Raw genomic sequence first — 20,727 nt, forward strand, 5'->3', positions numbered from 1 at the left:
CTATCCTTAAGCAATTTTCCTCTTCTTTGGTGAAAATATATATCTTTATTTATTCTCTTTTAAAAAAGTATCGGACTACGAAAATATGTAACAAATTCATTGTCCGCCCCGTACTATTTTAAGTGAATAATTTAATAACTATTGAACAAATATACCCGAAACCGCCCGTATTAGAATGATTAAAAAAGGTACCCGCTATTTATTACTGCCGCTCCTTTTTTTGTCGATATGGGTTTATGCTGGTGTTATTTCGCTAAAACCGGTAAAGGGTGTAAGGCATATTTCTAAACAACTTTCACAAAAGTCAGCTCCAGGGCATATCATATCTTTTAAAATACCACAGCAAATAGCTGCCGAAATAATTAATGAAACAGATCATTCTATCTCAATAAACGTACACGCCAATGTAGTTGTTACGTCAACAGTACCTGCTATTGGTTTTGATCAAATTGGTTCAACAGCATCACCCGACCCCAGTTTGCCTCAGGATTTTTCAGGGCCTGTGCCAGTGCATTACGTAGTTGACGGAGTTACGTATTATACAGTAAATATATATCCTGCGCATACGCTCCCGGCTATTTGCCCCGGGACATCCATTCATATTCCGAGCGATGGCCCTACGCCGGGAGCTACGTTACTATGGCAAATGCTGAATAGCGCTGGTATCTGGGTTACCGCGCCGGGAAATAACTCAGCTCCCGATTACCAAACGGCGAACCTTTCGAATACAACAACTCTACCCAAAGTATATACATTCAGGCGCTCGATAACGACGGTGGGTACTACGTATGACTCTTATTATGATATAACCGTAAACCCTTCAACAGGCATTTCCAATTATAGCATTACACAACCTTCCCCGGCTAATTCCACTTTTTGCGTAAGCGGCAATCCCGGAACTATTACAGGCGATACTCCGACTGGCGGGATTGGTACTTATACGTTTCAATGGCAAAGCTCGATAAACGGCGGTCCTTTTACTGATATAAACTCCGCGACAGGGCCGGATTATACACCAGGGGATATTAATACTACTACGAGCTTTAGAAGGATCACCACCTCCGGCACATGTACTGCACCTAAAACAAGCAATACAGTTACCATAACTATTCAAAGCGCCATAACTAACAATCACTTATTTCAGCCTGGAACCGTTACTTTTTGCAGTCAGTCGGGTGCCCTGAGTCTGCAAGGAAATATTCCGTCGGGAGGCGCTGGTACCGCCGCTTCTTTTTCATACCAGTGGCAAAGCTGCACCGATGGCGTAAACTTTACTGATATTGCTGGCACCGCAGCCCAACATCAAGACTATTTTAGCCCATCTGTCAGTCAAACTACTTATTTCCGGCGTATGGCGGCATCGGGTAAATGCACAACGCCTGTACCAAGTGATAATGTTATTACGATTACCATACAAACGGGCTTGTCTGGCAACAACATAATGACAACAGGCCCAACTGTTTTTTGCGGTCCGGGCACGCCGGCCAGAATTACAGGCGACGCAACTACTGGCGGGGATGGTACGCCGGTATATCAGTGGGAATCATCACCCGATGGAGGCACATATCAGCCAATAGGCGGAGAAAATGGTCAAAACTTTGATCCGCCGCAAATTACATCAAACATTTACTATCGCCGTACAGTTAAATCAGGCAGTTGTACAACTCCGCTAATAAGCAGCCCGGTTAAGTTTACTGTACAGCCACCGCTCTCTTCCAATACCATCACGCCAACTGGTACAACATCTTTTTGCGCTACCGGCGATCCAACCGTAATAAAGGGCAGCCCGGTTACAGGCGGGGATGGTACGCCGGTTTATTTTTGGGAGTCTTCTACCGATGGTAATACTTATCTATCCATAAGCGGTGCCAACCAGCAAAATTACGATCCGCCGCCTGTAAGCCTCACTACTTATTTCCGTCGCTGGGTTTCTTCGGGCAGCTGCTCGCCGCCAACGCCAAGCGCTCCGGTAATGATTACTGTTACGCCTGCCATAACTGCAAATAATATTCACGCTGCTAACACCGTGTTTTGTGTATCTACCGGCGCATTCACCATTGCCGGCGATCCGCCTGATGGGGGTAATGGCACGTTCACTTATACCTGGCAAAGCTCAACCGATGGCGTAAATTATCAGCCCATCAATGGCGCAACATCACCCAACTACGATTCGCCTTCTCTTACCGAAGATATATGGTTCCAACGGGTGGTTTCATCCGGCGCATGTAACGGCACTTCGGTGAGCACAGCTGTGAAGATTACCGTATATAAAGCGTGGGCTGAAAATAATATAACTACCACAGGCACTACATCATTTTGCCAGACCGGCGATGCAACAACTATAACAGGAAGCGTGCCTGCCGGCGGCGATGGCTCGCCTCAATACCAATGGCAGCAGTCGCCTGACAACGTTGATGCACATTTTACTGATATAAACGGGGAAACCGGAAGGGACTTTGACCCTCCAAACTTAACGACTACAACCTTTTATCGCCGTGTAGTGAAGGGATTAATCTGTACAACTCCGCTCATCAGTACGCCGGTTGAGATACATATTACCCCTCCGGTAGTTGCCGGCAGCAATACGATTAACGCACCGCTGATCACCACATTTTGTACCAGCGTTGATCCCGCTACCATTATTGGCAGCCTGGTGCAGGGAGGAGATGGTCCTTCATCTATCCAATACCAGTGGCAATTGTCCACCGATAATGGCGTAACATGGTCGAATGTTCCGGGAAATGGAACCCAGCCCGACTATGATCCGGATCCTATCACTGAAACCACCGAATATCGCCGGGTAGTAACTTCCGGGCCATGTACAACTCAAATACCCAGCATGCAGGTTGTCAAGCTCACCATTATTGATAGCCCGCCGAACATAGCCATAAATCCCGCTACGCCAATTTGCGCTGGTGAACAGGCGACATTAACTATAGCCTCGCCTGACGCTTCGCTTACTTACAATTGGTACGATACCCCAACAAGGGATAATTTACTGTTCCAGGGGCCTGTTTTTAAAACTGCGCCATTAACCGGGAATCAAACTTTTTATGCAGAGGCTTCAAATGGCACTTGCACAAGCCCGCAGCTCGCTACTGTGGATGTAACTGTAAATCCGTTGCCGCAGGTGCCTGTTTTGGCGGATGCTGCCCCCACGGGTTGTAAAGGGTCGCCTGTAAGCTTAAAAGTAGATAACCCGCAAAACGGCATCACTTATAAATGGTACACGGCACTAACCGGCGGCACTTCACTTTCCACCGGGCCGGAGTTTACCACACCCGCGTTAACCGGTAAGGCTATTTATTATGTTGAGGCAACTAACAGTTCGGGCTGTATTTCCGCAAGCCGGGCCAGCGCGGTGATAACGGTTTATCCGCTGCCGGTGGCAACAGCACAGGGCGCAGGCATTTGCCCCGGCACAGTAGCAGTATTAACGGCTAATAACCCTGATCCTGACGAAGTTATTAACTGGTATAATGTATCAACGGGAGGGACGCCAATAGGTACCGGCAGCACATTTACAACGCCTGTTTTAAATATTGGCACCTCTTACTATGCCGAAGCTGTGAATACCGTAAGCGGCTGTATTTCGGCAACGCGCGCTGAGGCCAAAGTACAAATGCTAACACCATTGCCTGCCCCGGTAGTTCACGTAACTGCTGCTGCTGCACCCGATCTTACCTTCACCTGGGTACCGGTAGATGGCGCAATAGCTTACCAGGTAAGTATTGATAACGGGGTTACGTTTACCGATCCAAGTACCGGCGCTGATGGCACAAGCCATACGGTTACCGGCTTACAGGTTGGACAAAAAGTTACAGTTGTTGTACGTGCTTTGGGCAATACATCCTGCGAGACCAGTGCCGGCTCCAACCCGTTAACCGGTGTTGCCGCCGAGCCGAACTTGGATAAAATTTTCGTTGCCAATGCCTTTACCCCTAATGGCGATGGAAAGAATGATATAGTATATGTGCATAACGATAATATAAAAAGCCTTAAGTTTTCTGTGTATGATCAATGGGGGAATATGCTTTTCCAATCGCTGAGCCCTCAAAAAGGATGGGACGGCACTTATAAAGGAAAATTGCAGCCCGTTGGCGTTTACGTATATTATTTAGAAGCAATTATGAATGACGGGCAACCGGTAACCAAAAAAGGAACGATTACATTATTACGTTGAAAAAGATAATCATCTATATATCGGTTATATTAAACCTGGCGATAATAAGCGCAGCCCATGCGCAAATCGATCCCCATTTTTCGCAGTATTATGCTAATCCGCTCTGGCTTAACCCGGCTCTCACCGGCGTTATTGATGGCGACTCCCGCCTGAATGCAAATGCCAAAAACCAATGGACGGGTATTCCCGGTGGATATAAAACCACAGCCCTGTCGGCTGATTTTCGGGCAAGCGAAAGGATGGGCCTGGGCATCAATATACTTAACCAGGCTGCAGGGACAGCCGGGTATAACTATTTTACAGCGTATGCATCATACGGATATGGTATTCCGGTTTCGGCCGATGGCCTGAGCGAGTTGCATTTTGGCGTTCAGGCGGGATTGATCAACCGGAGTTTTGATCCGAATAAACTGCAATTTGACGACCAGTTTAACTCCATGATCGGTTTCGATCCCACAGCGCCATCGTTCGAAAATTTTTCGACAACCAGTGCCACTGTATTCGATGCCAGCGCCGGAATTTTTTATTTCGACGGCAATCCGTTTAACGATACCAAATTCTTTGGCGGCGTGAGTGTGTCGCATCTTACATCGCCGCAGGACCCTTTCACCGCAGGCGCTTTCACCAGCAAGCTACCGATGCGTTTTACCCTGCATGGAGGTGTCAGGTTCAAAGCCGGCTTCAATTTTTACATGACGCCACACCTGCTGTACATACAACAGCAAAGCAATACAGTAAAGGCGCTCGGCCTTTATACCGAAATGAAATTTGAAGATAACAACAGTTTGATACTCGGCGGTATGTTGCGTGCCGGTGATGCCGTGGTGGGCGATGTGGGTTTCCGCATAAAAGGAATGGTAGTAGGCCTTAGTTACGACGTTAATACCTCGGCTCTACGGACGGCTACTAACAGCCAGGGCGGACTGGAACTGTCGGTATCCTACGTGTTTAAGCATCATGTAAACCCGGCAATAGATATACCCACCCTATAGTATATAGCTGGTAGATGGGAAAGCGAAAATAAGCAACTTTAAATTCTTCGGTTATCCGTTTATCGGGAAGCAGACTATAAATTCCGTATGCCCCGGTTCTGATTTTATTTTGATGGACCCTCTGTGCTGGTTTACGATCCGTTGGGTCACCTCAAGCCCCATGCCCGTACCTTTTCCCATTTCTTTGGTGGTAAAAAACGGGTCGAATACCCTTGATTTGATATCGTCGGGGATGCCGGGGCCGTCGTCAATAACGCTAACCTGCACAAAATCTTTGTCTCTTTCGGTTTTGATGGTTAACGTACCCTTGCCGTTAGCCTCCATCGCATCAAAAGCATTATCAATAAGGTTGGTCCAAACCTGGTTAAGCTCGCCGATCAAGGCTTTTACCGGCGGAAGATTAAGATCAAAGTCCTCTATTACAGTAATATTCCCTTTCTTTTTGCGGTAGCCCAGCATGGTCAGGGTGTTACGGATACCGATATGTATATCGGCATATTGCTTATCGGCGCCGCGGTCCATGTGGGTGAATGTTTTTACAGATTTAACCAGGTCTGCAATCCTCCGGGCCGATTCCTGGATATCTTCCACCATTTTTTCGGTCACCAGTACCGTATTTATCCAGCCGAATACCGGCGGCAAAAAACGTTTGGGGATATGGCCGGCAAAGTTTTCAAGGTCAGCCACTGTAAAGTTAAAATCTACAAAGCTTTCCACCATATCATAACCATCCTCTATATCATTGTCATCCAGCCAGTCGCTTAGTTCTTCTTCGCGTTTCGTTCGTTCCTTAAGGGTAAGCTTTGGTCGCTCGGTTTCAGACAATATTTTAAAAAGCGCATCATTAACGGCGTCCACCTGGGCTGCGTCCATTTGTATCGCGGTGAGCTTTTTAAAGGTTTCGGGCTCAAGCCGCAGGTGTTCCCTCAGTGAAACTGAGTCGCGCACGATGGCCGAGGCAGGGTTATTGAGCTCATGCGTAAGCCCGGCCGAAAGTTTACCGAGGGCCATCATTTTCTCATTCTGCTGCTGAAAAGCCGTGAATTCCCTCACCCGGTTGCTCATTACATGCACCAGCGCCTGGGTAAGCTCAAACTGGCTGCTTATCATTTCCCTGATTCTTTCCGTAGGGTACGACAGTACATGCGTATCGCTTTTTGCCTTCAGATATACATTAGAAACTCTTCCTCTTGAATAAGGCAGGTACCCCGTAATGACACCTTCCCCGAAGATGCCCAATTCCCGCTTGGCGCCGTTTAAAACTATGTAAACAGCAATCTGCCCGGACAAGATGAAATTAGGGCCGGTCATTGTGTCGCCCGGCTTACTGATCAGTGTACCTTCGGGTATTACGCGGTCTTCGCAGATATTGATAAGCCACCGCAGCTGTTCGTCGGGAACGCCTTTCAGGTTCTCAAAAGTCTTTAAGGTGGTAAGGGTAGCAGCTTCCATTTCAGTTAATCAGCGGTTTGAGACGGGCCCGAAGATATCCCTCGGAGCTTAGTTGTAAAGCCCGAATGTAAAATATTCCAGCTAAAAAAGCTAATGCCCGCGCTGTTACAGGTAATCTCCTGCAGAAATATCGTAATTTTATGACATTATAACGCTATCGCGACTATATATGAGCTACACTGTACAAAACAAAAATGACGGCAAGCGGGGCGCCTTTTTTATTGAAGACGAAGGTAAGGAGATCGCTTTGATGCATTACATATTTTCAGGCCCGGACAAATTTATTATCGATCATACGGAAGTAAATGATGAGTATGCCGGCAAAGGCCTTGGTAAAAAACTGGTAAAAGCCGGCGTAGATTTCGCGCGTGAGCACAAGATGAAAATTTTGCCTTACTGCCCGTATGCTAAAAAGATATTTTCGATAACACCAGCGTATGCTGATGTGCTTTTTTAAAGAGGGCCATAGACCATAGTGAATAGTCCATTGTGAAAAATCTAACTTAAAATGGAATACATATTAACAGAGCCGGTTGCAGCAAGCATAGGTACGGAGAAGTATAAGTGTACCGTTACCTGGCGCAACGGGCAGTTTGTTTCGGACGAGCCGGAATTTACGGGCGGAAAAGATTCGGGGCCGGACCCTTATACTTTGTTGTTGTCTTCGCTGGGATGCTGTACACTGGCTACCTTGCGCATGTACATCGACCGTAAAGGCTGGGACATTCCGCAAATTGCTGTTGCAGTGAACATATTTTTTAAGCAGGACGGAGATAAGAAAGTCACTGTGATCGACCGCGACCTGAATTTCATTTCGCCGGTAACTGGTGAACAGCGCGAAAAACTGACGCACATCGCCAAAGTTTGCCCTGTATCGAAAATATTAGAGGGTGAAATACAAATACGTACTTTCGCTTATACTAACGAGGACTTGCCCCAGACGCATCGCTACACCAACGGCGAAGTTACTGTTGAATGGCGACCGGAGCTCTGCAAACATGCAGCACGTTGTGCTACGCAACTGCCGGGCGTTTTTAATCCCGCTAATAAGCCATGGGTAAATATGGGCGGCGCAACCAGCGAGGAAATTGCGGCGCAGGTGGGAAGATGCCCGACGGGAGCGTTGAGGATGGGGAAAGAGTAGTGACCAGTTTATTTTAATAATTAAAAGATAAAATTTTCTTTGAACATAGCTTCAAACTCATCGTATTTCAATACCGAAACCTGGGGGAAAATATTTGTTTTAATCTGATGGATATGTTTGTCATTACTGATAATGTAATCTGACTGACTAGCTATGTAACAGTCAATAAATTTGTTGTCGTCTTTATCATTCTCCACTAACTGCCATAAAAAGTCAGGATTTTTAAGGATAACATTAGGAAGCAACAGTAAATAGTCTAAGGATGCGTCTGCAAATTCAAGCCCGTATCGTTTGGTTATTTGTTCCTGATACTCGGTTAAGATTTCGTTTGAAATTACAATATCAAATTTATTTAATAAAATCGATTGATATATCCAGTGATAACTAAAGCCCTGAGCGAGGGAAACAAGGAAGATATTGGTATCTATGACAAAGCGGAGGTTATTCATTAATCCAACTATCCAAGTCTTCCTGAGTAATGCTTTTGTCTGCAACCGATTTTCGGATATTATTTAAAAGTTTATCAGAAAAATAGTCTGCGAGCATTTTTTTTATGGCGAGTAAGTCTTCTTCCTTTGGCTGAAAGGAATATACTTTCAATAATTCCAACTGTAACGAGCTTAGTTTTTGGCTTTGCATAGTATTACGGCTTTTAACAAAATTACGTATTTCATTTATGAATACATAACAGCTGCTACTGCGCAATCTTATTGGCAAAATGGATATAAAAATAGTCTCGTTACATATTGTTAATCAAAGCATCTTTTGATAAACCCTTACATAGTCAACCTCAAATCGGCGTGGAAATTTTGTTGCACCTGGCTCTCCGCCGTTGTCGCCTCCGAGGGCCAGGTTGAGTAGAATATAATGTGGCTGTTTAAATGGGTTAAATCCTGATCCGTCCTGGTTAACAAGGTCTTTCAATTCGACACGGTTGAGTAATTGGTCGTCAACATATAAGCTGATGGAATTTTCGTCCCAGTCCATTCGCCAGATATGGAAATGCCTGCTCCAGCCGGTTCCTAATGAGTTCAGTTGCTTGCGGTTGCTATACCATTTGGCATTATTAGGTTTTGCGGTACCACAGGCAATATTAGCCAGCAGCATGTTGCGATAATACTCCATTATATCAATCTCGCCGTTTGACGGCCAGGGCTTGCTCACGCCTAATGTCCAAAACGCTGGCCATAAGCCCGGGTCGGTTTCAATACGGGCACGCATCACAAAGCGGCCATATCGCCAGCTATGCCGCCCACTGGTGTTCATGCTGGATGATGTATATGCTATAAATTCGCGGTTTGTTCTCCAGTCATTACTGCCTGCAATGTAATTGGGGTTGGGTAAGTGTTCTTTCCTGACCTCTATTGTCAGCAAGCCATTTTTGCAAACAGCATTTTGCGGCTGGTACCATTGCGCTTCGTGGTTGCGCACAAAGCCCCGCTCAAACTTCCAGTTAGCGCTGTCCGGAGCTCCGTCTTTATTAAATTCATCAGCCCATACCAATTTGTAATGGCCGGTGGCATCCTTGTCATGGTCTTGGCCTTTCGCTGTAAAAGGAAGCAACGCAATGGTTAGAATGATCTGAACGTAAAATGTTTTCATGTGCAAGTGTCAATAAGCAAAAATACTGATTGATTGGCGCTTAATACGTACCGGTTGATTTTTGACAAATCTCAACACACCTGTTAACTAGCGCCTGATTTCCAGCACCGGCTTATTCATTACCTTATAAAAAAATATTGCCCCGATAACGTAAAGTACAATGTCAAGCCAATCCTTTGTATAAGTTTTGGAATAGGCAGGGAGCAGCACTTCGAATACCAGGGATACGTAAGCGGTAATAAAAGCAATGTGCCCAATAGATAGCGTGTAAAAATCGCTTTTGATAACAACTATCCGCTGAAAGCAAAGTGCAAGATTGGCTATTACGGGGATGGCGAAAAAATCGGAGATGTAGCCATTTATGTATTGCGGCAAAGGATGGCCAAGTTTACGCGTGATAAATACAAGCAGCCAAACCAGGCAACCGGCAATAAACCATTTGTTAAGCAAGGTTTTCATTTATCCCGGCAGGATACTGATCAGTACGATGATGATCGTAACGACCACAAAGAACAGTACCTGCATTATAATCGTCCACCAGCGTAAGGCATTCAGCAAGCGTTTGCCCAGGCGTTTTAGCGGACCGTCTTCGGGCCTGATGATTAATATGTTTCTTTCTCTTGCGGCCTCTCCGCGGATTTTTCTTTCAACCTCGCGCGAGAACTGCCGGGTTTCTAAAAAGCCATTGCAATGCAGGCAGCGATCATCTATTTTGCCGTCCCACATTGTCCATTGGCCGCAGTGCGGACATTTAATTTCTCTAACCTGGCTCATAGGGTTTTAATCAATGCCCAAAGGTAAGCAATCTGCCCGAAAGTCCTTTCCGTCTATATTCTATTCCTGTTCATCTATTAAAATTTTATTTTTTATTAGCTATATTTACATTTAATTGTGTCAAAAAAACACAATGAACACGCCTTGCCGGTTGTTTCAAAAATTCTTTTATAAACCAATTATCTAAAACAATTACCGCACGCTAAGTATGAAAAAATCCTTACAGTTTATTGTGCTGACCGGTGTCGCCGCGGCATCCGTAATCCTATTCGCCGGAATGTCTGCCGGAACATCTTCCTATACGCAACAGTTTTTGCCTGACAGTTCAGGAATTGTATTGGTAAAAAATGTTAACGGGCCAACGCTTGGTTACTCCACAAAGTCAGGCGTTAAGATTTTAACGGTTGATGGTTTTTCGTTTAAGGATTTAAACAAGAACGGCCAACTGGATAAATACGAGGATTGGCGTTTGCCGGTTGATGAGCGCGCTAAGGACCTGGCATCGAAAATGAGCGTTGAGCAGATTGCCGGTTTAATGCTGTACAGTGCGCACCAGGCAATACCTGCTATGCCGGGGCCGATGGGTGCAGCCACTTATAATGGTAAGCCATTCCCGCAGAGCGGGGCAAAAGCATCTGATCTGACTGACCAGCAAAAAGCATTTTTAATTCATGATAACCTGAGGCACGTACTGGTTACATCGGTACAAAGCCCGGCGGTGGCTGCCGAGTGGAACAACAATGTGCAGGCATTGGTTGAGGGCAGCGGCTTTGGCATACCGGCTAACAACAGCTCCGATCCGCGGCATGGCACCAACTCGGGCGTGGAATATACTGCCGGTGCAGGCGGCAAGATCTCCCAATGGCCCGACCAATTGGGCCTGGCAGCAACATTCGACCCTGCTTTGGTGCAGCAGTTTGGGAATATAGCGGCCACAGAATACCGTGCATTGGGCATAGCAACTGCCTTGTCGCCACAAATAGACCTGGGCTCCGAGCCCAGGTGGGTACGCATCAACGGCACTTTTGGGGAAGACCCGCAATTGGATGCTGATATGGCCCGTGCATACGTGGATGGGTTTCAAACATCAACCGGCGATAAGGAGATCCGGGGCGGATGGGGATATAACAGCGTTAATGCTATGATGAAGCACTGGCCCGGCGGCGGCCCGGAGGAGGGCGGGCGCGATGCGCATTTCGCTTATGGAAAGTTTGCCGTTTATCCCGGAAATAATTTCGATGAGCACCTGGTATCATTTGTGGACGGAGCGTTGAAGTTGCAGGGTAAAACAATGATGGCCTCGGCCGTGATGCCTTATTATACCATATCATACGGCAGGGATATTAAAAATAAGGAAGACCGGGGCAACAGCTATAGCAAATACCTGATTACCGATTTGCTTCGCACCAAATATGGTTACGATGGCGTAGTTTGTACCGACTGGCTGGTTACAGCCGACGAAGGTAAAACGCCTGATGTTTTCGCAGGCAAATCGTGGGGAATGGAGGACAAAACCGTCGCCGAGCGTCATTATAAAGTTTTGATGGCGGGAGTTGACCAGTTTGGAGGCAATAATGTGGCCGGCCCCGTAATTGAAGCCTACCAAATGGGTGTGAAGGAACATGGCGAGCCATTTATGCGTGCACGGTTTGAACAATCGGCAGTCAGGCTGTTACGCAACATTTTCAGGGTAGGGCTTTTCGAAAATCCGTACCTGGATGTAGAAACATCGAAAAAGACCGTTGGTAAGCCGGAGTTTATGACGGCAGGTTATAACGCACAGCTGAAATCTATCGTTATGCTGAAGAATGCCGCCAACGTATTGCCGCTAAAAAAAGGAACGACCGTATACCTGCCAAAAAAATATACGCCATCAATGAAGGGCTTTTTTGGCCCGCCGTCCAAGGAGAAATTTGAGGACGCGGTAAGCGAGGAGCTGACGAAGAAATATTATAACGTTACCGATGACCCGGCTAAAGCTGATTGCGCAATAGTTTTTGTAAGCAGCCCGAGTGGCGGCGCAGGTTATGATGCGGACGATGTAAAAGCGGGAGGAAATGGCTATGTTCCTATCACCCTGCAATATGGCCCGTACACGGCAACTTATGCCCGTGAGCACAGCATTGCTGCTGGTGACCCCGCCGAGCCAAATGTTACCGACAGAACTTACAAAGGCAAAAGCATAACTGCCGCCAATATTACCGACCTGAAAACCATCAAGGAAACAAAAGCGGCGATGAAAGGCAAGCCGGTTATTGTGGTAATAACACTTTCTAAACCGGCAATTCTCGCCGAATTTGAAAAAGATGCCAATGCCATTGTAGCCAGCTTCGGTGTGCAGAACCAGGCGATACTGGACATTATTTCCGGTGCTGCGGAGCCATCCGGTCTGCTGCCATTCCAGATGCCCGCCGATATGAAGACTGTTGAACTGCAGGATGAGGATATCCCGCATGACATGATCTGCTATACTGATGCAGCAGGACATACCTACGACTTTGGCTTCGGCATGAACTGGAAAGGCGTAATAAATGATGCACGTACACGGCGGTACGTAAATCGCGTTATACAGCCAATTATCAGCGCTAAGGGTAACAGGGTAACCATCAGCAGCGCAACGAACGGTGCTAAAGTTTATTACACCACAGACGGCTCGACGCCATCGTTTACCAAAGAAAACGAATACTCAAAACCATTTATCGCCGAAAAGGGTTCAACAATAAAGGCCATTGCGAAGGTTTATGGTGTTGATAACAGCAGGCTGGTGGTGTATAAGATGAAAGAATAGTATATTTTTAGTTTTTCATGGCCACGAGGTTGCTTCGTTTCACGCAATGACAAGATTTTTTTAGCAATCAGATAAATATGAAAAAGTTATTCATCACGCTAATATTTTCGGCAGTAACGGCCGGGGCATTTTCCCAGGGTCACTGGCAATTGCTTAAAGGTAAAGATCAACCCGGATCCCGCGGTGAATGCAGTTTGGCGGTTGCCGGTGGTAAATTGTACTTGATTGGCGGCGATGGCGGCGCCCGGCCGGTGGAAGCTTATGATCCTGCAACAAACACCTGGGCCAAAAAAGCCGTTGCGCCATTCACCATGCATCATTTTCAGTCGGTTGGCCTCGGCGATAAAGTTTATGTGCTTGATGCTTTTTACGAAGGGGGGTATCCAGACCAGGTACCTTTGCCCAACGTTTACAGCTATGATACCAAAAAAGACAGCTGGCAAAAGCTGGCCGAAATTCCTGCTGACAGGCGCAGGGCAGGCGCGGGTGAGGCTGTTTACAATGGTAAGATTTATATTGTTTGCGGTATAACACATGGCCACCGCAGCGGCACTAACGGTATGTTTGATTGCTATGACCCGGTTACTGACAAGTGGACAACCCTGCCCGACGCGCCACACATTCGCGATCATAGCATGGCAGTGGTTGTGGGCGATAAACTATATGCGGTTGGCGGAAGGAATACCAGCCTGCACGATGCCAATAATTTTATGTCGTTTTTTGATAAGGTGGTGCTTGACGTGGATTGTTATGATTTTAAAACCGGGAAATGGAGCACATTGGCTGCAAAATTACCTATGGGCACAGGCGGCGGTACCGCGGTTAACCTGGACGGAAAGATATTCTATATCGGCGGGGAGCGTGCAACTGCTACCAGACCTAATGGCCCGCAAAAGGATGTATACTGCCTGGACCCGCAGAAAGATAAACAATGGACGAAAGTTGCTGATCTGAACAGAGCGCGTAACGGGGTCGGTGGCGCAGTGCTGAACCATAAGATATATATTGCCGGCGGTGCGAGCGGGCCGGGCGGGCCACCGCCAAAGCCATTAGCGCAGGGCGCCAACCCGCCGCCTCCGCCTGCGGCGACTAAAACCGGAAATAATCCGCCGCCAAAGGGCTCTCCGCCGGGGCCGCCATCCGAACAGGGAGACATTGCGCTGGAGGTGTATTATCCCGGGCATTAGTTTGGTTTGGCGACGGCACGTTGCTTATAATGGTTGGATTAGTTATCTTTATAAAACCTATAAAACTAAATCCGCCATGCGAAAGCTGTTAACCTTACTCTTCCTTTATCCCGCATTATTATGGGCGCAAACTGAACCGGCGGTGATCCCGCTATGGGAAAAAGGCGCACCCGGTTTTGAAAGCCGCCGGAATGAGCCCGAACTGGCTAAAGATTATTGGGTACGGAATATACACAATCCCTCGCTGACAGTTTTTCTGCCGCCAAAAGATAAAGCCAACGGGTCGGCAGTAGTTATTTGCCCGGGTGGCGGGCATAGGTTATTGGTTTATACCGCGGAAGGGGTAGATCCCGCCAAATTTCTGAATAACCTGGGCGTTACAGTATTTGTATTAAAATATCGTTTGGGGCGGGATACTTTATCGCCCTACAAAATAGATGTTCATGCCAAACAGGATGGTTTCCGTGCCATGCGGCTTGTACGCAGCCGGGCTGCCGAATTTGCCCTGGATACCAACCGTATCGGCCTGATGGGCTTTTCAGCAGGCGGTGAGGTAGTGGATATGGTGGCATTCGGTAAAGGGCCGGGCGACCCTAAAGCCGCCGACCCGGTAGATCGTCAAAATGCCAGGCCATCATTCATTATCCAGATCTATCCAGGCCCCCTGTATGTTCCTGAGGTAGTACCGGCAAATGCGCCGCCTGCCTTTCTGCTGGCTGCCAATGACGACCCGTGTTGCGCTGTACCCATAATACAGTTATTGCAGCGGTACCGCGACGCGAAAGTTCCCGTTGAAGCGCATTTATTTACCAGCGGAGGCCACGGATTTAATATGGGCCAGCGCTCAAAACTAAAGTCAATCAACACCTGGCCGCAGCGACTGGCCGACTGGCTGTCTGATAATCATATTCTGCAGCCGGATCGGCCTAAGGTTATGCATTGAGGGATTTGGAAAGCCGGTTGAATAATGACCTTTCTTTTGATGGTAAATTTAGATTCCCGGTAAACTCAACGTAATATTCCTTAAAAGCTAAATCATATTCTTCAAACAAGTGTTATATTGTATCAAATCAAAAGAATCATGGCAAATTTCCAGGAGATAATAGCATCGGAGAAACCGGTATTGGTTGATTTTTCGGCAGAGTGGTGCGGACCATGTAAAATGATGCCGCCTATTTTAAAACAGGTAAAGGAGGCCCTTGGCGATAAGGTAACCATCATTAAAATAGATATCGACAAAAACCCGCAGGCCGCTAATGCTTATCGCGTGCAGAGCGTGCCTACGCTGATGATATTTAAAAACAGCGAAACCAAGTGGCGCCAAAGCGGCGTAATGCAAGCCGGGCCTTTGCAGCAGGTAATACAGCAATTTGTTTAAAGAAAGGTGAAACCTGTAAGGGCAAAGACGAAAGGGTTCGTTTACAGAAAATATCCAGAGGCATAGGCCAGACTTACTTTTTGAAATTTCGTGAGTCTCAGCACATACTTACACATTCCCCATTTGCGGGTCGCTGAAAGTGGATTTGCCTGTTTCAACACGTCCGGCATAGCGCTTTTCAAATGCAGGAAAATTATTAATCTTTACTGTAAAATCGTACCAGTTGTGGTGGTTTGCGAGGTTTAATATAACTGTTGATTTTGACCCCGCCGGAACGGTCAGGGTTTTATTATTCATTTTGTAACCAACATCCGTAATTACTACATGATGCGGTGTTTTGCTGTTGTTATGTAACGTAAGCTCTAAGTTCCCCGTTAGGGCTGACTTGCCTGCATTAGCGGTTTGATATTCGCAGCTTATCTCAAAATCAGGGTCTTTTGCATTTCCTTTAAATTCACGGTAAAAGCCATTCGGCCCATATACGCGCAGGTGGTAATTGCTGTTTTCAAAGTCAGTGAGCGGCCATTCATCTGTGACTGTATCCCCGGCTTTGGCGGTATATGCCCAGGTGCGCACGTTTTCATTCAGGTATTTACCCGGTGCATAAACATTAAACGGAGAACCAATAGCAGCATTACCGAAAGCCTTGTCGCTTGCGGTAAATTTCAAGCCGAAGGACTTCTTATCAGCGCTTAGTTTACCATCAGCATATAGCTGGTAAGGCAATGCGCAGGATGGCTTTATACCTTTTTCCTGCTTCGGCATATAAGGCGAGGTATGCGGGGCTTTGTTGATCACGGCAATTTCGTCGGCGGTAAGCAGCTTATAATCGTCAGGTACCTTTTTAAATTTAGCCTTATGAATGCTCTCGATGGTTGCATCCTTGCCAAGAGAAGCCGGTTTCGGGATTTCCCCGCCGTTATATGGCCTGAATACAGATGTTAAATCTCCGCAAACGGTACGGCGCCAGTCGCTGATGTTCGGTTCGGTTATCTTTTTGCCGGTTTTGTGGCTCAGAAATTTCTCCAGGAATTGCAGGGTAGAGGTATGGTCGAAAACTTCGGAGTTTACGTAACCGCCTTTACTCCACGGCGAAGCAATTACTAATGGCACGCGGAAGCCGAGGCCGATTGGCGCTTCCCTTTCATATTTTTCAGGGAAATTGTTACGGGCAAGCTCCTGCTCCCGGGTTACAAACTCAACACGGGTATCTATACCGGCTGATACCTTCCCTGTCCCTTCTTTGTGCGAATGGGGGGCTGTAAAAGGGGGAACGTGGTCAAAGTAACCATCGTTTTCATCATACGCCAGAATAAAAATGGTTTTTTTCCAAACCTCGGGATTGCTGGTTAAAATATCCATCACTTCTGAAATATACCATGCGCCAAACCAGGCCGAGCTGGGGTGGTCTGAGAATGCTTCAGGTGCGGTTAACCACGAAACGGTTGGCAGTTTGCCATTGTTTACATCAGCCCTGAACTGGTGCAGCACATCGCCCTTCGGCACTTTAAGCTCACGTGCTGTGCCGTTATCGTCATATTTCAAATCAATCAGTGTACGATAATCAGGGTCGTTTTTATTGTTGCTGAAAGCTTTGGCGTGCAGGGCTTTTTCCCTTTCGGATAGCTTGTCGAACATACCTGCTTTATAACTATCGCGCTCCTTGTTTACGGAGCCGAGATAATTCTTCATCTCCCTTAGTTGTTTTTTAAGGTGGTCAATATGGGCATCTCCGGCGGGCAGGGCGTCAATTTGTTTTTGCAACGCATCTATTTTTGCGGGCAGCTCTGCCGACCTCTTCTCCATCGCAGCAACATGCGGCGGGTATAAATGGATATTGTACTGGCCGAAAAATTCCAAAGGATTGTCCTGGAAATTCGACAGCCAAAGGTCTTCTTCGCCTTCAAAACCGGTATCGATAGCTACTTCGTTCTGGTAGCAGTTCCACGATATGCCGGCATCTTCCAAACGTTCGGGAAAGGTCTTCCATTTTAAAGTACCATAGTCCATATCGTCATTCCAAACGTGGGCCAGCGAGTTTTCGTCAGGCGTTTCGCGGATGGTGCCGGTCCAAAAGTAGAGCCTGTTTGGATTGGTGCCTGTAAGTGCTGAGCAAAAGTTCTGGTCGCAAACTGTAAAAGCATCGGCCAAAGCATAATAAAAAGGGATATCCTCGCGGGTATGATAACCAAGGGTAAGCGGCATGTGGGCATACTCCCTGTTGCCGCTCCGCTTGTTTTCGAGCCATTTATCAAATTTACCGTCATTACGGGCATTTACCTGGTTGCGCCACGAATGCGGCAGCGAACTCATCCAGGTAGTTTTGGTGTTTTTTATGTCGAGGCGGAACGGTGCATAGGTTTCGCCTTTAGGGTTGGATTGCAGCCAGACTTTATTTTTATTAGGCAGATCAATAGCGCGTGGGTCGTTATAACCGCGTACGCCTTTCAGCGTGCCGTACACATGGTCGAACGATCGGTTTTCCTGCATCAGGATAACAATATGTTCAGCATCCAGGTAGGTGGTCCCCGGCGCAGGGTTAATGGCCATTGCCTTTTGGATAGACGCCGGTATTAAACCCGATAAACTTGTTGCGCCTGCAAGCATTGCTGCTTTCTTTATAAAATTTCTCCTGGTATCCATGTGTGTTGTGTAGTTCCTAAATATAGAAAGTAATTAGTAGCAGGTTCTGGTAGCAGTAGCAGTCGATTTTTAGCGAATTTTACAAACTGCTGCTTCCCAGTGCAACTGCCGCTAACTAAACCACGCGCTTTGAAATATACTCTTCGCAAAGCCCGAATGATAACGTCATCCCGTTACCACCGATGCCGTTAATGATGGTTACACCCGGGGCTGCGTCCACTATAAGTTCGGTTGCGCCGTTCATCATTTTCGGGTAAATGCCGTGCCATGACTGCAACAGCTTCCAGTCCTTAAAGCTCGCAAAAGTTTGCAAATAAGAAATTATCATATCATTAATAAATTCCTTGTCAAACGGATCGTGAACGACGCCGTACTCGTGCGAATCGCCGATGGTGAGTTCGCCGCTGCCGTTTTGCGACACCATAACATGGATGCCCCATTTCAGGTATTCGGCGTATTGTTCTTCATACCGCTTACGCAGGGCAGGCAAGGAAGCCGCTGCCTGGAAACCTGGATAGTGAATCATAGATAAACCACCGCAAAGCGACGGGCCGATGCGCCATTCGTCCGGCTGGGCAACCAGGCGCATCATTTGCAGCTTACATTTGGTAATATTGGTTTCTAAAAACAGTTCAGGGTATAGCGTCTCGAAATCAGCCCCGCTGCAAACAAATATTTCATCGGCCTGCCAGGTGCGGTTGCCGGATATAACTTTAGGATACACGATTTGACTGATCGCCGTATTCCAGTGAAACTCCACCCCATACTTTTCAGCGAGGTATGCAGCAACCTGTCCGATAGCTACGCGCGATTCAACAATCATTTCCTCGCCGCTCCATAAAGCGCCTTTTAATCCGTCAGGATTTATAGCCGGCGATTTTTGGAATGCCTGGTCAGGAGTTAAAAGTTTACAGTCGCGGAAGGATTGATTAACCTCCACATATTCTGATATAACCTGCAACTCATAATCATGGTAGGCCAGATGCAAAGAGCCGACTTCATCATGCCAGATGCGGGCTTCCGCGCAAATTTCCTTCCAGATACTGCGGGACAGCATGGCTCTTTCAAACAATGGCCCGGTAGCCTGCCCGATGGGCCATATCATTCCAAAGTTCCGGATAGATGCGCCAACAGCGCGTTCGTTGCGTTCGAATATAGTTACTTTGTAGCCGCGCAATGCCAGTGCACGTGCCGTTGCCAGGCCGACAATGCCTGCGCCGATAATGATGGCCGAGCGTCCGTTTGCGGATATCGGGGAAGTTTGTGTCATACAGTCAGTATGTTTAATTCGTTTTGACGCTCATCGCTTTTATTGCTTTTGCGGGCGCTTTGTAAAAAGTAAATGAGGGATAATATGGCGCAGATGCCGCCGATGATACCGACTACCAAAACACCTTCTTTAAAGAATGCAGCCCAGCTGATATTCGGACGGCCCAGTTCTTTAACAAGCAGTATGGTAACGCTGCCAAGATAACCCATAGAATCGGATACGTAGATCAGGAAGCCTACATTGCTGCGGTAGTGAAACGATGCGATCATTCTTTCGAAGAAAATAGCATTATAAGGAACATAGCCAAGATAGAGCCCCAAACCTGCCATTACCATCCAGTTGAAAGGGGTGATCATGTTCAACTCAAAAAGTACGGTAGCTATGGTGATCAGCAGGCAGCCTGCAATTATCATTAAATGGATGAGGCCGAATGCCCGGAGGTTCTTTTTTACCAGGATCAGCAAGCTGATGGCAACCAGTACAATTACCGAAATAATGGTATCTATTTTAGTGTAAATGGTGTTATCCTTATTGCCCAGGCTGGCCCATATTTCTACTTCAAAATTGTCGCGCACATCACGCATAATGGTTAGCAGTACATAGATCACCAGGGTAAGAATAATGCCTGGTAAAAACCGCTTTAAAAATGCCTGGCGTTCCGCTGCGTCCATTGGGGCGCGTTTGGTACGCTGGGCTATATCTTCGGGAGTTGGCGGCGGCATCAGCTCGAGGCAGAATACAAAAAATACCAGCGGGAGCACAAATATAGCACCCGTAATAAAAGGCATACTGTATTCGCTGATGTGGAGCGAATCGCGAACCGAACGTGCTATAGTTTTTACAAAGCCCGAGGCAAAGATGAGGCTGATAGATAGTACCGCGGCCATAAACTCGGTAGAGCGGCGGCCTTCCAGGTAACTGAATACCAGGCCCCAGATCATGCCAAGCGGAAAGCCATTGATGAACAGGCAAATAATATTGAAAGGCGCCGGTATGACTGCGAACAGCAGCAACGCCGCCCATGCCACGCCTATTAACACAAATATGCTTTTGGCGCGCTGCCCCGGTTTAAGTTCGGCTATAAATTTAATGCCATAAAATTTGCTTAATGTGTAGCCGATAACCTGCGCTATAACCAGCCATACCTTGTAATCGACGTGAAGATATTGCTCGCCCGAAAAAGTGCCTGCGGCAAAACCCTTGCGGAAGGCATACATGGACGTGTAGGTACAAAATGCTGATATTCCGGCCAATACCGAAATAGCGGAGTACGGCCATTTGGCAACCTTTGCGCGCAATTTATCCATTGATGCC

17 protein-coding genes are annotated in these 20,727 nt (G+C 47.1%); 8 read left to right on the forward strand and 9 right to left on the reverse strand.

Going from position 1 to position 20,727, the window contains the following annotated elements; genetic code table 11:
• Positions 1-175: 175 nt before the first annotated feature.
• Entirely contained in the window at positions 176-4,183 is a 4,008-nt protein-coding gene (locus tag Q3W13_RS08895) for a gliding motility-associated C-terminal domain-containing protein (protein ID WP_302863038.1), read from the forward strand.
• Positions 4,180-5,175, forward strand: a complete 996-nt coding sequence (locus Q3W13_RS08900; RefSeq protein ID WP_302863040.1) for a PorP/SprF family type IX secretion system membrane protein — start codon at positions 4,180-4,182, stop codon at positions 5,173-5,175. Before Q3W13_RS08895 ends, Q3W13_RS08900 begins: the two co-directional genes overlap by 4 nt.
• Positions 5,176-5,226: 51 nt before the next feature.
• Here Q3W13_RS08900 and Q3W13_RS08905 read toward each other — a convergent pair whose 3' ends face one another.
• On the reverse strand, positions 5,227-6,627 hold the full coding sequence (locus Q3W13_RS08905; protein WP_302863042.1) for an ATP-binding protein: 1,401 nt from the start codon (positions 6,625-6,627) through the stop codon (positions 5,227-5,229).
• A 169-nt stretch (positions 6,628-6,796) separates the two neighbouring features.
• On the opposite strand from Q3W13_RS08905, the gene Q3W13_RS08910 reads away from it, so the two are divergent.
• Positions 6,797-7,084 (forward strand): GNAT family N-acetyltransferase, encoded by a 288-nt coding sequence (locus tag Q3W13_RS08910; protein ID WP_302863043.1) that lies wholly within the window; start codon positions 6,797-6,799, stop codon positions 7,082-7,084.
• Positions 7,085-7,135: 51 nt separating this feature from the next.
• On the forward strand, positions 7,136-7,771 hold the full coding sequence (locus Q3W13_RS08915) for a (4Fe-4S)-binding protein (RefSeq protein ID WP_302863045.1): 636 nt from the start codon (positions 7,136-7,138) through the stop codon (positions 7,769-7,771).
• Between the two features lie 20 nt (positions 7,772-7,791).
• Here Q3W13_RS08915 and Q3W13_RS08920 read toward each other — a convergent pair whose 3' ends face one another.
• The 5 genes from Q3W13_RS08920 to Q3W13_RS08940 form a co-directional block, all read right to left on the reverse strand.
• Entirely contained in the window at positions 7,792-8,220 is a 429-nt protein-coding gene (locus Q3W13_RS08920) for a putative toxin-antitoxin system toxin component, PIN family (protein ID WP_302863047.1), read from the reverse strand.
• On the reverse strand, positions 8,213-8,410 hold the full coding sequence (locus Q3W13_RS08925) for a hypothetical protein (RefSeq protein WP_302863049.1): 198 nt from the start codon (positions 8,408-8,410) through the stop codon (positions 8,213-8,215). The genes Q3W13_RS08920 and Q3W13_RS08925 overlap by 8 nt, the downstream gene beginning before the upstream one ends.
• Before the next feature lie 114 nt (positions 8,411-8,524).
• Positions 8,525-9,373: a glycoside hydrolase family 16 protein gene (locus Q3W13_RS08930; RefSeq protein WP_302863051.1), complete on the reverse strand. Its 849-nt coding sequence runs from the start codon at positions 9,371-9,373 to the stop codon at positions 8,525-8,527.
• A gap of 87 nt (positions 9,374-9,460) precedes the next feature.
• Positions 9,461-9,832 carry a hypothetical protein gene (locus Q3W13_RS08935; RefSeq protein ID WP_302863053.1) on the reverse strand — a complete coding sequence of 124 codons (372 nt, stop codon included), beginning with the start codon at positions 9,830-9,832 and terminating at the stop codon, positions 9,461-9,463.
• Positions 9,833-10,147: a hypothetical protein gene (locus Q3W13_RS08940; RefSeq protein WP_302863054.1), complete on the reverse strand. Its 315-nt coding sequence runs from the start codon at positions 10,145-10,147 to the stop codon at positions 9,833-9,835.
• Between the two features lie 208 nt (positions 10,148-10,355).
• On the opposite strand from Q3W13_RS08940, the gene Q3W13_RS08945 reads away from it, so the two are divergent.
• The 4 genes from Q3W13_RS08945 to trxA all read left to right on the forward strand — a co-directional run bounded on the left by Q3W13_RS08945 (position 10,356) and on the right by trxA (position 15,500).
• On the forward strand, positions 10,356-12,935 hold the full coding sequence (locus tag Q3W13_RS08945) for a glycoside hydrolase family 3 N-terminal domain-containing protein (protein ID WP_302863056.1): 2,580 nt from the start codon (positions 10,356-10,358) through the stop codon (positions 12,933-12,935).
• 77 nt (positions 12,936-13,012) lie between these two features.
• Positions 13,013-14,122 (forward strand): kelch motif-containing protein, encoded by a 1,110-nt coding sequence (locus Q3W13_RS08950; protein ID WP_302863058.1) that lies wholly within the window; start codon positions 13,013-13,015, stop codon positions 14,120-14,122.
• A 76-nt stretch (positions 14,123-14,198) separates the two neighbouring features.
• Entirely contained in the window at positions 14,199-15,065 is an 867-nt protein-coding gene (locus Q3W13_RS08955; RefSeq protein WP_302863060.1) for an alpha/beta hydrolase, read from the forward strand.
• A 138-nt stretch (positions 15,066-15,203) separates the two neighbouring features.
• Positions 15,204-15,500 carry a thioredoxin gene (gene trxA, locus Q3W13_RS08960; RefSeq protein ID WP_302863063.1) on the forward strand — a complete coding sequence of 99 codons (297 nt, stop codon included), beginning with the start codon at positions 15,204-15,206 and terminating at the stop codon, positions 15,498-15,500.
• 108 nt (positions 15,501-15,608) lie between these two features.
• Here trxA and Q3W13_RS08965 read toward each other — a convergent pair whose 3' ends face one another.
• The 3 genes from Q3W13_RS08965 to Q3W13_RS08975 all read right to left on the reverse strand — a co-directional run bounded on the left by Q3W13_RS08965 (position 15,609) and on the right by Q3W13_RS08975 (position 20,720).
• On the reverse strand, positions 15,609-18,143 hold the full coding sequence (locus Q3W13_RS08965) for a phosphocholine-specific phospholipase C (protein WP_302863065.1): 2,535 nt from the start codon (positions 18,141-18,143) through the stop codon (positions 15,609-15,611).
• A 115-nt stretch (positions 18,144-18,258) separates the two neighbouring features.
• On the reverse strand, positions 18,259-19,413 hold the full coding sequence (locus tag Q3W13_RS08970; protein ID WP_302863067.1) for a TIGR03364 family FAD-dependent oxidoreductase: 1,155 nt from the start codon (positions 19,411-19,413) through the stop codon (positions 18,259-18,261).
• Complete coding sequence (locus Q3W13_RS08975) at positions 19,410-20,720, reverse strand: DUF5690 family protein (RefSeq protein ID WP_302863069.1); 1,311 nt, start codon at positions 20,718-20,720, stop codon at positions 19,410-19,412. Before Q3W13_RS08975 ends, Q3W13_RS08970 begins: the two co-directional genes overlap by 4 nt.
• Positions 20,721-20,727: the final 7 nt, after the last annotated feature.

The sequence above is a fragment of the Mucilaginibacter sp. L3T2-6 genome (assembly GCF_030519355.1).
In the GTDB taxonomy this organism is placed as follows: Bacteria; Bacteroidota; Bacteroidia; order Sphingobacteriales; family Sphingobacteriaceae; genus Mucilaginibacter.

Coding starts and splice junctions, on each gene's coding strand:
- Q3W13_RS08895 (WP_302863038.1), top strand. CDS start 176: ATGATTAAAAAAGGTACCCGCTATTTATTACTGCCGCTCCTTTTTTTG.
- Q3W13_RS08905 (WP_302863042.1), bottom strand. CDS start 6,627: ATGGAAGCTGCTACCCTTACCACCTTAAAGACTTTTGAGAACCTGAAA.
- Q3W13_RS08910 (WP_302863043.1), top strand. CDS start 6,797: ATGAGCTACACTGTACAAAACAAAAATGACGGCAAGCGGGGCGCCTTT.
- Q3W13_RS08915 (WP_302863045.1), top strand. CDS start 7,136: ATGGAATACATATTAACAGAGCCGGTTGCAGCAAGCATAGGTACGGAG.
- Q3W13_RS08920 (WP_302863047.1), bottom strand. CDS start 8,220: ATGAATAACCTCCGCTTTGTCATAGATACCAATATCTTCCTTGTTTCC.
- Q3W13_RS08925 (WP_302863049.1), bottom strand. CDS start 8,410: ATGCAAAGCCAAAAACTAAGCTCGTTACAGTTGGAATTATTGAAAGTA.
- Q3W13_RS08930 (WP_302863051.1), bottom strand. CDS start 9,373: ATGAAAACATTTTACGTTCAGATCATTCTAACCATTGCGTTGCTTCCT.
- Q3W13_RS08935 (WP_302863053.1), bottom strand. CDS start 9,832: ATGAAAACCTTGCTTAACAAATGGTTTATTGCCGGTTGCCTGGTTTGG.
- Q3W13_RS08940 (WP_302863054.1), bottom strand. CDS start 10,147: ATGAGCCAGGTTAGAGAAATTAAATGTCCGCACTGCGGCCAATGGACA.
- Q3W13_RS08945 (WP_302863056.1), top strand. CDS start 10,356: ATGAAAAAATCCTTACAGTTTATTGTGCTGACCGGTGTCGCCGCGGCA.
- Q3W13_RS08950 (WP_302863058.1), top strand. CDS start 13,013: ATGAAAAAGTTATTCATCACGCTAATATTTTCGGCAGTAACGGCCGGG.
- Q3W13_RS08955 (WP_302863060.1), top strand. CDS start 14,199: ATGCGAAAGCTGTTAACCTTACTCTTCCTTTATCCCGCATTATTATGG.
- trxA (WP_302863063.1), top strand. CDS start 15,204: ATGGCAAATTTCCAGGAGATAATAGCATCGGAGAAACCGGTATTGGTT.
- Q3W13_RS08965 (WP_302863065.1), bottom strand. CDS start 18,143: ATGGATACCAGGAGAAATTTTATAAAGAAAGCAGCAATGCTTGCAGGC.
- Q3W13_RS08970 (WP_302863067.1), bottom strand. CDS start 19,413: ATGACACAAACTTCCCCGATATCCGCAAACGGACGCTCGGCCATCATT.
- Q3W13_RS08975 (WP_302863069.1), bottom strand. CDS start 20,720: ATGGATAAATTGCGCGCAAAGGTTGCCAAATGGCCGTACTCCGCTATT.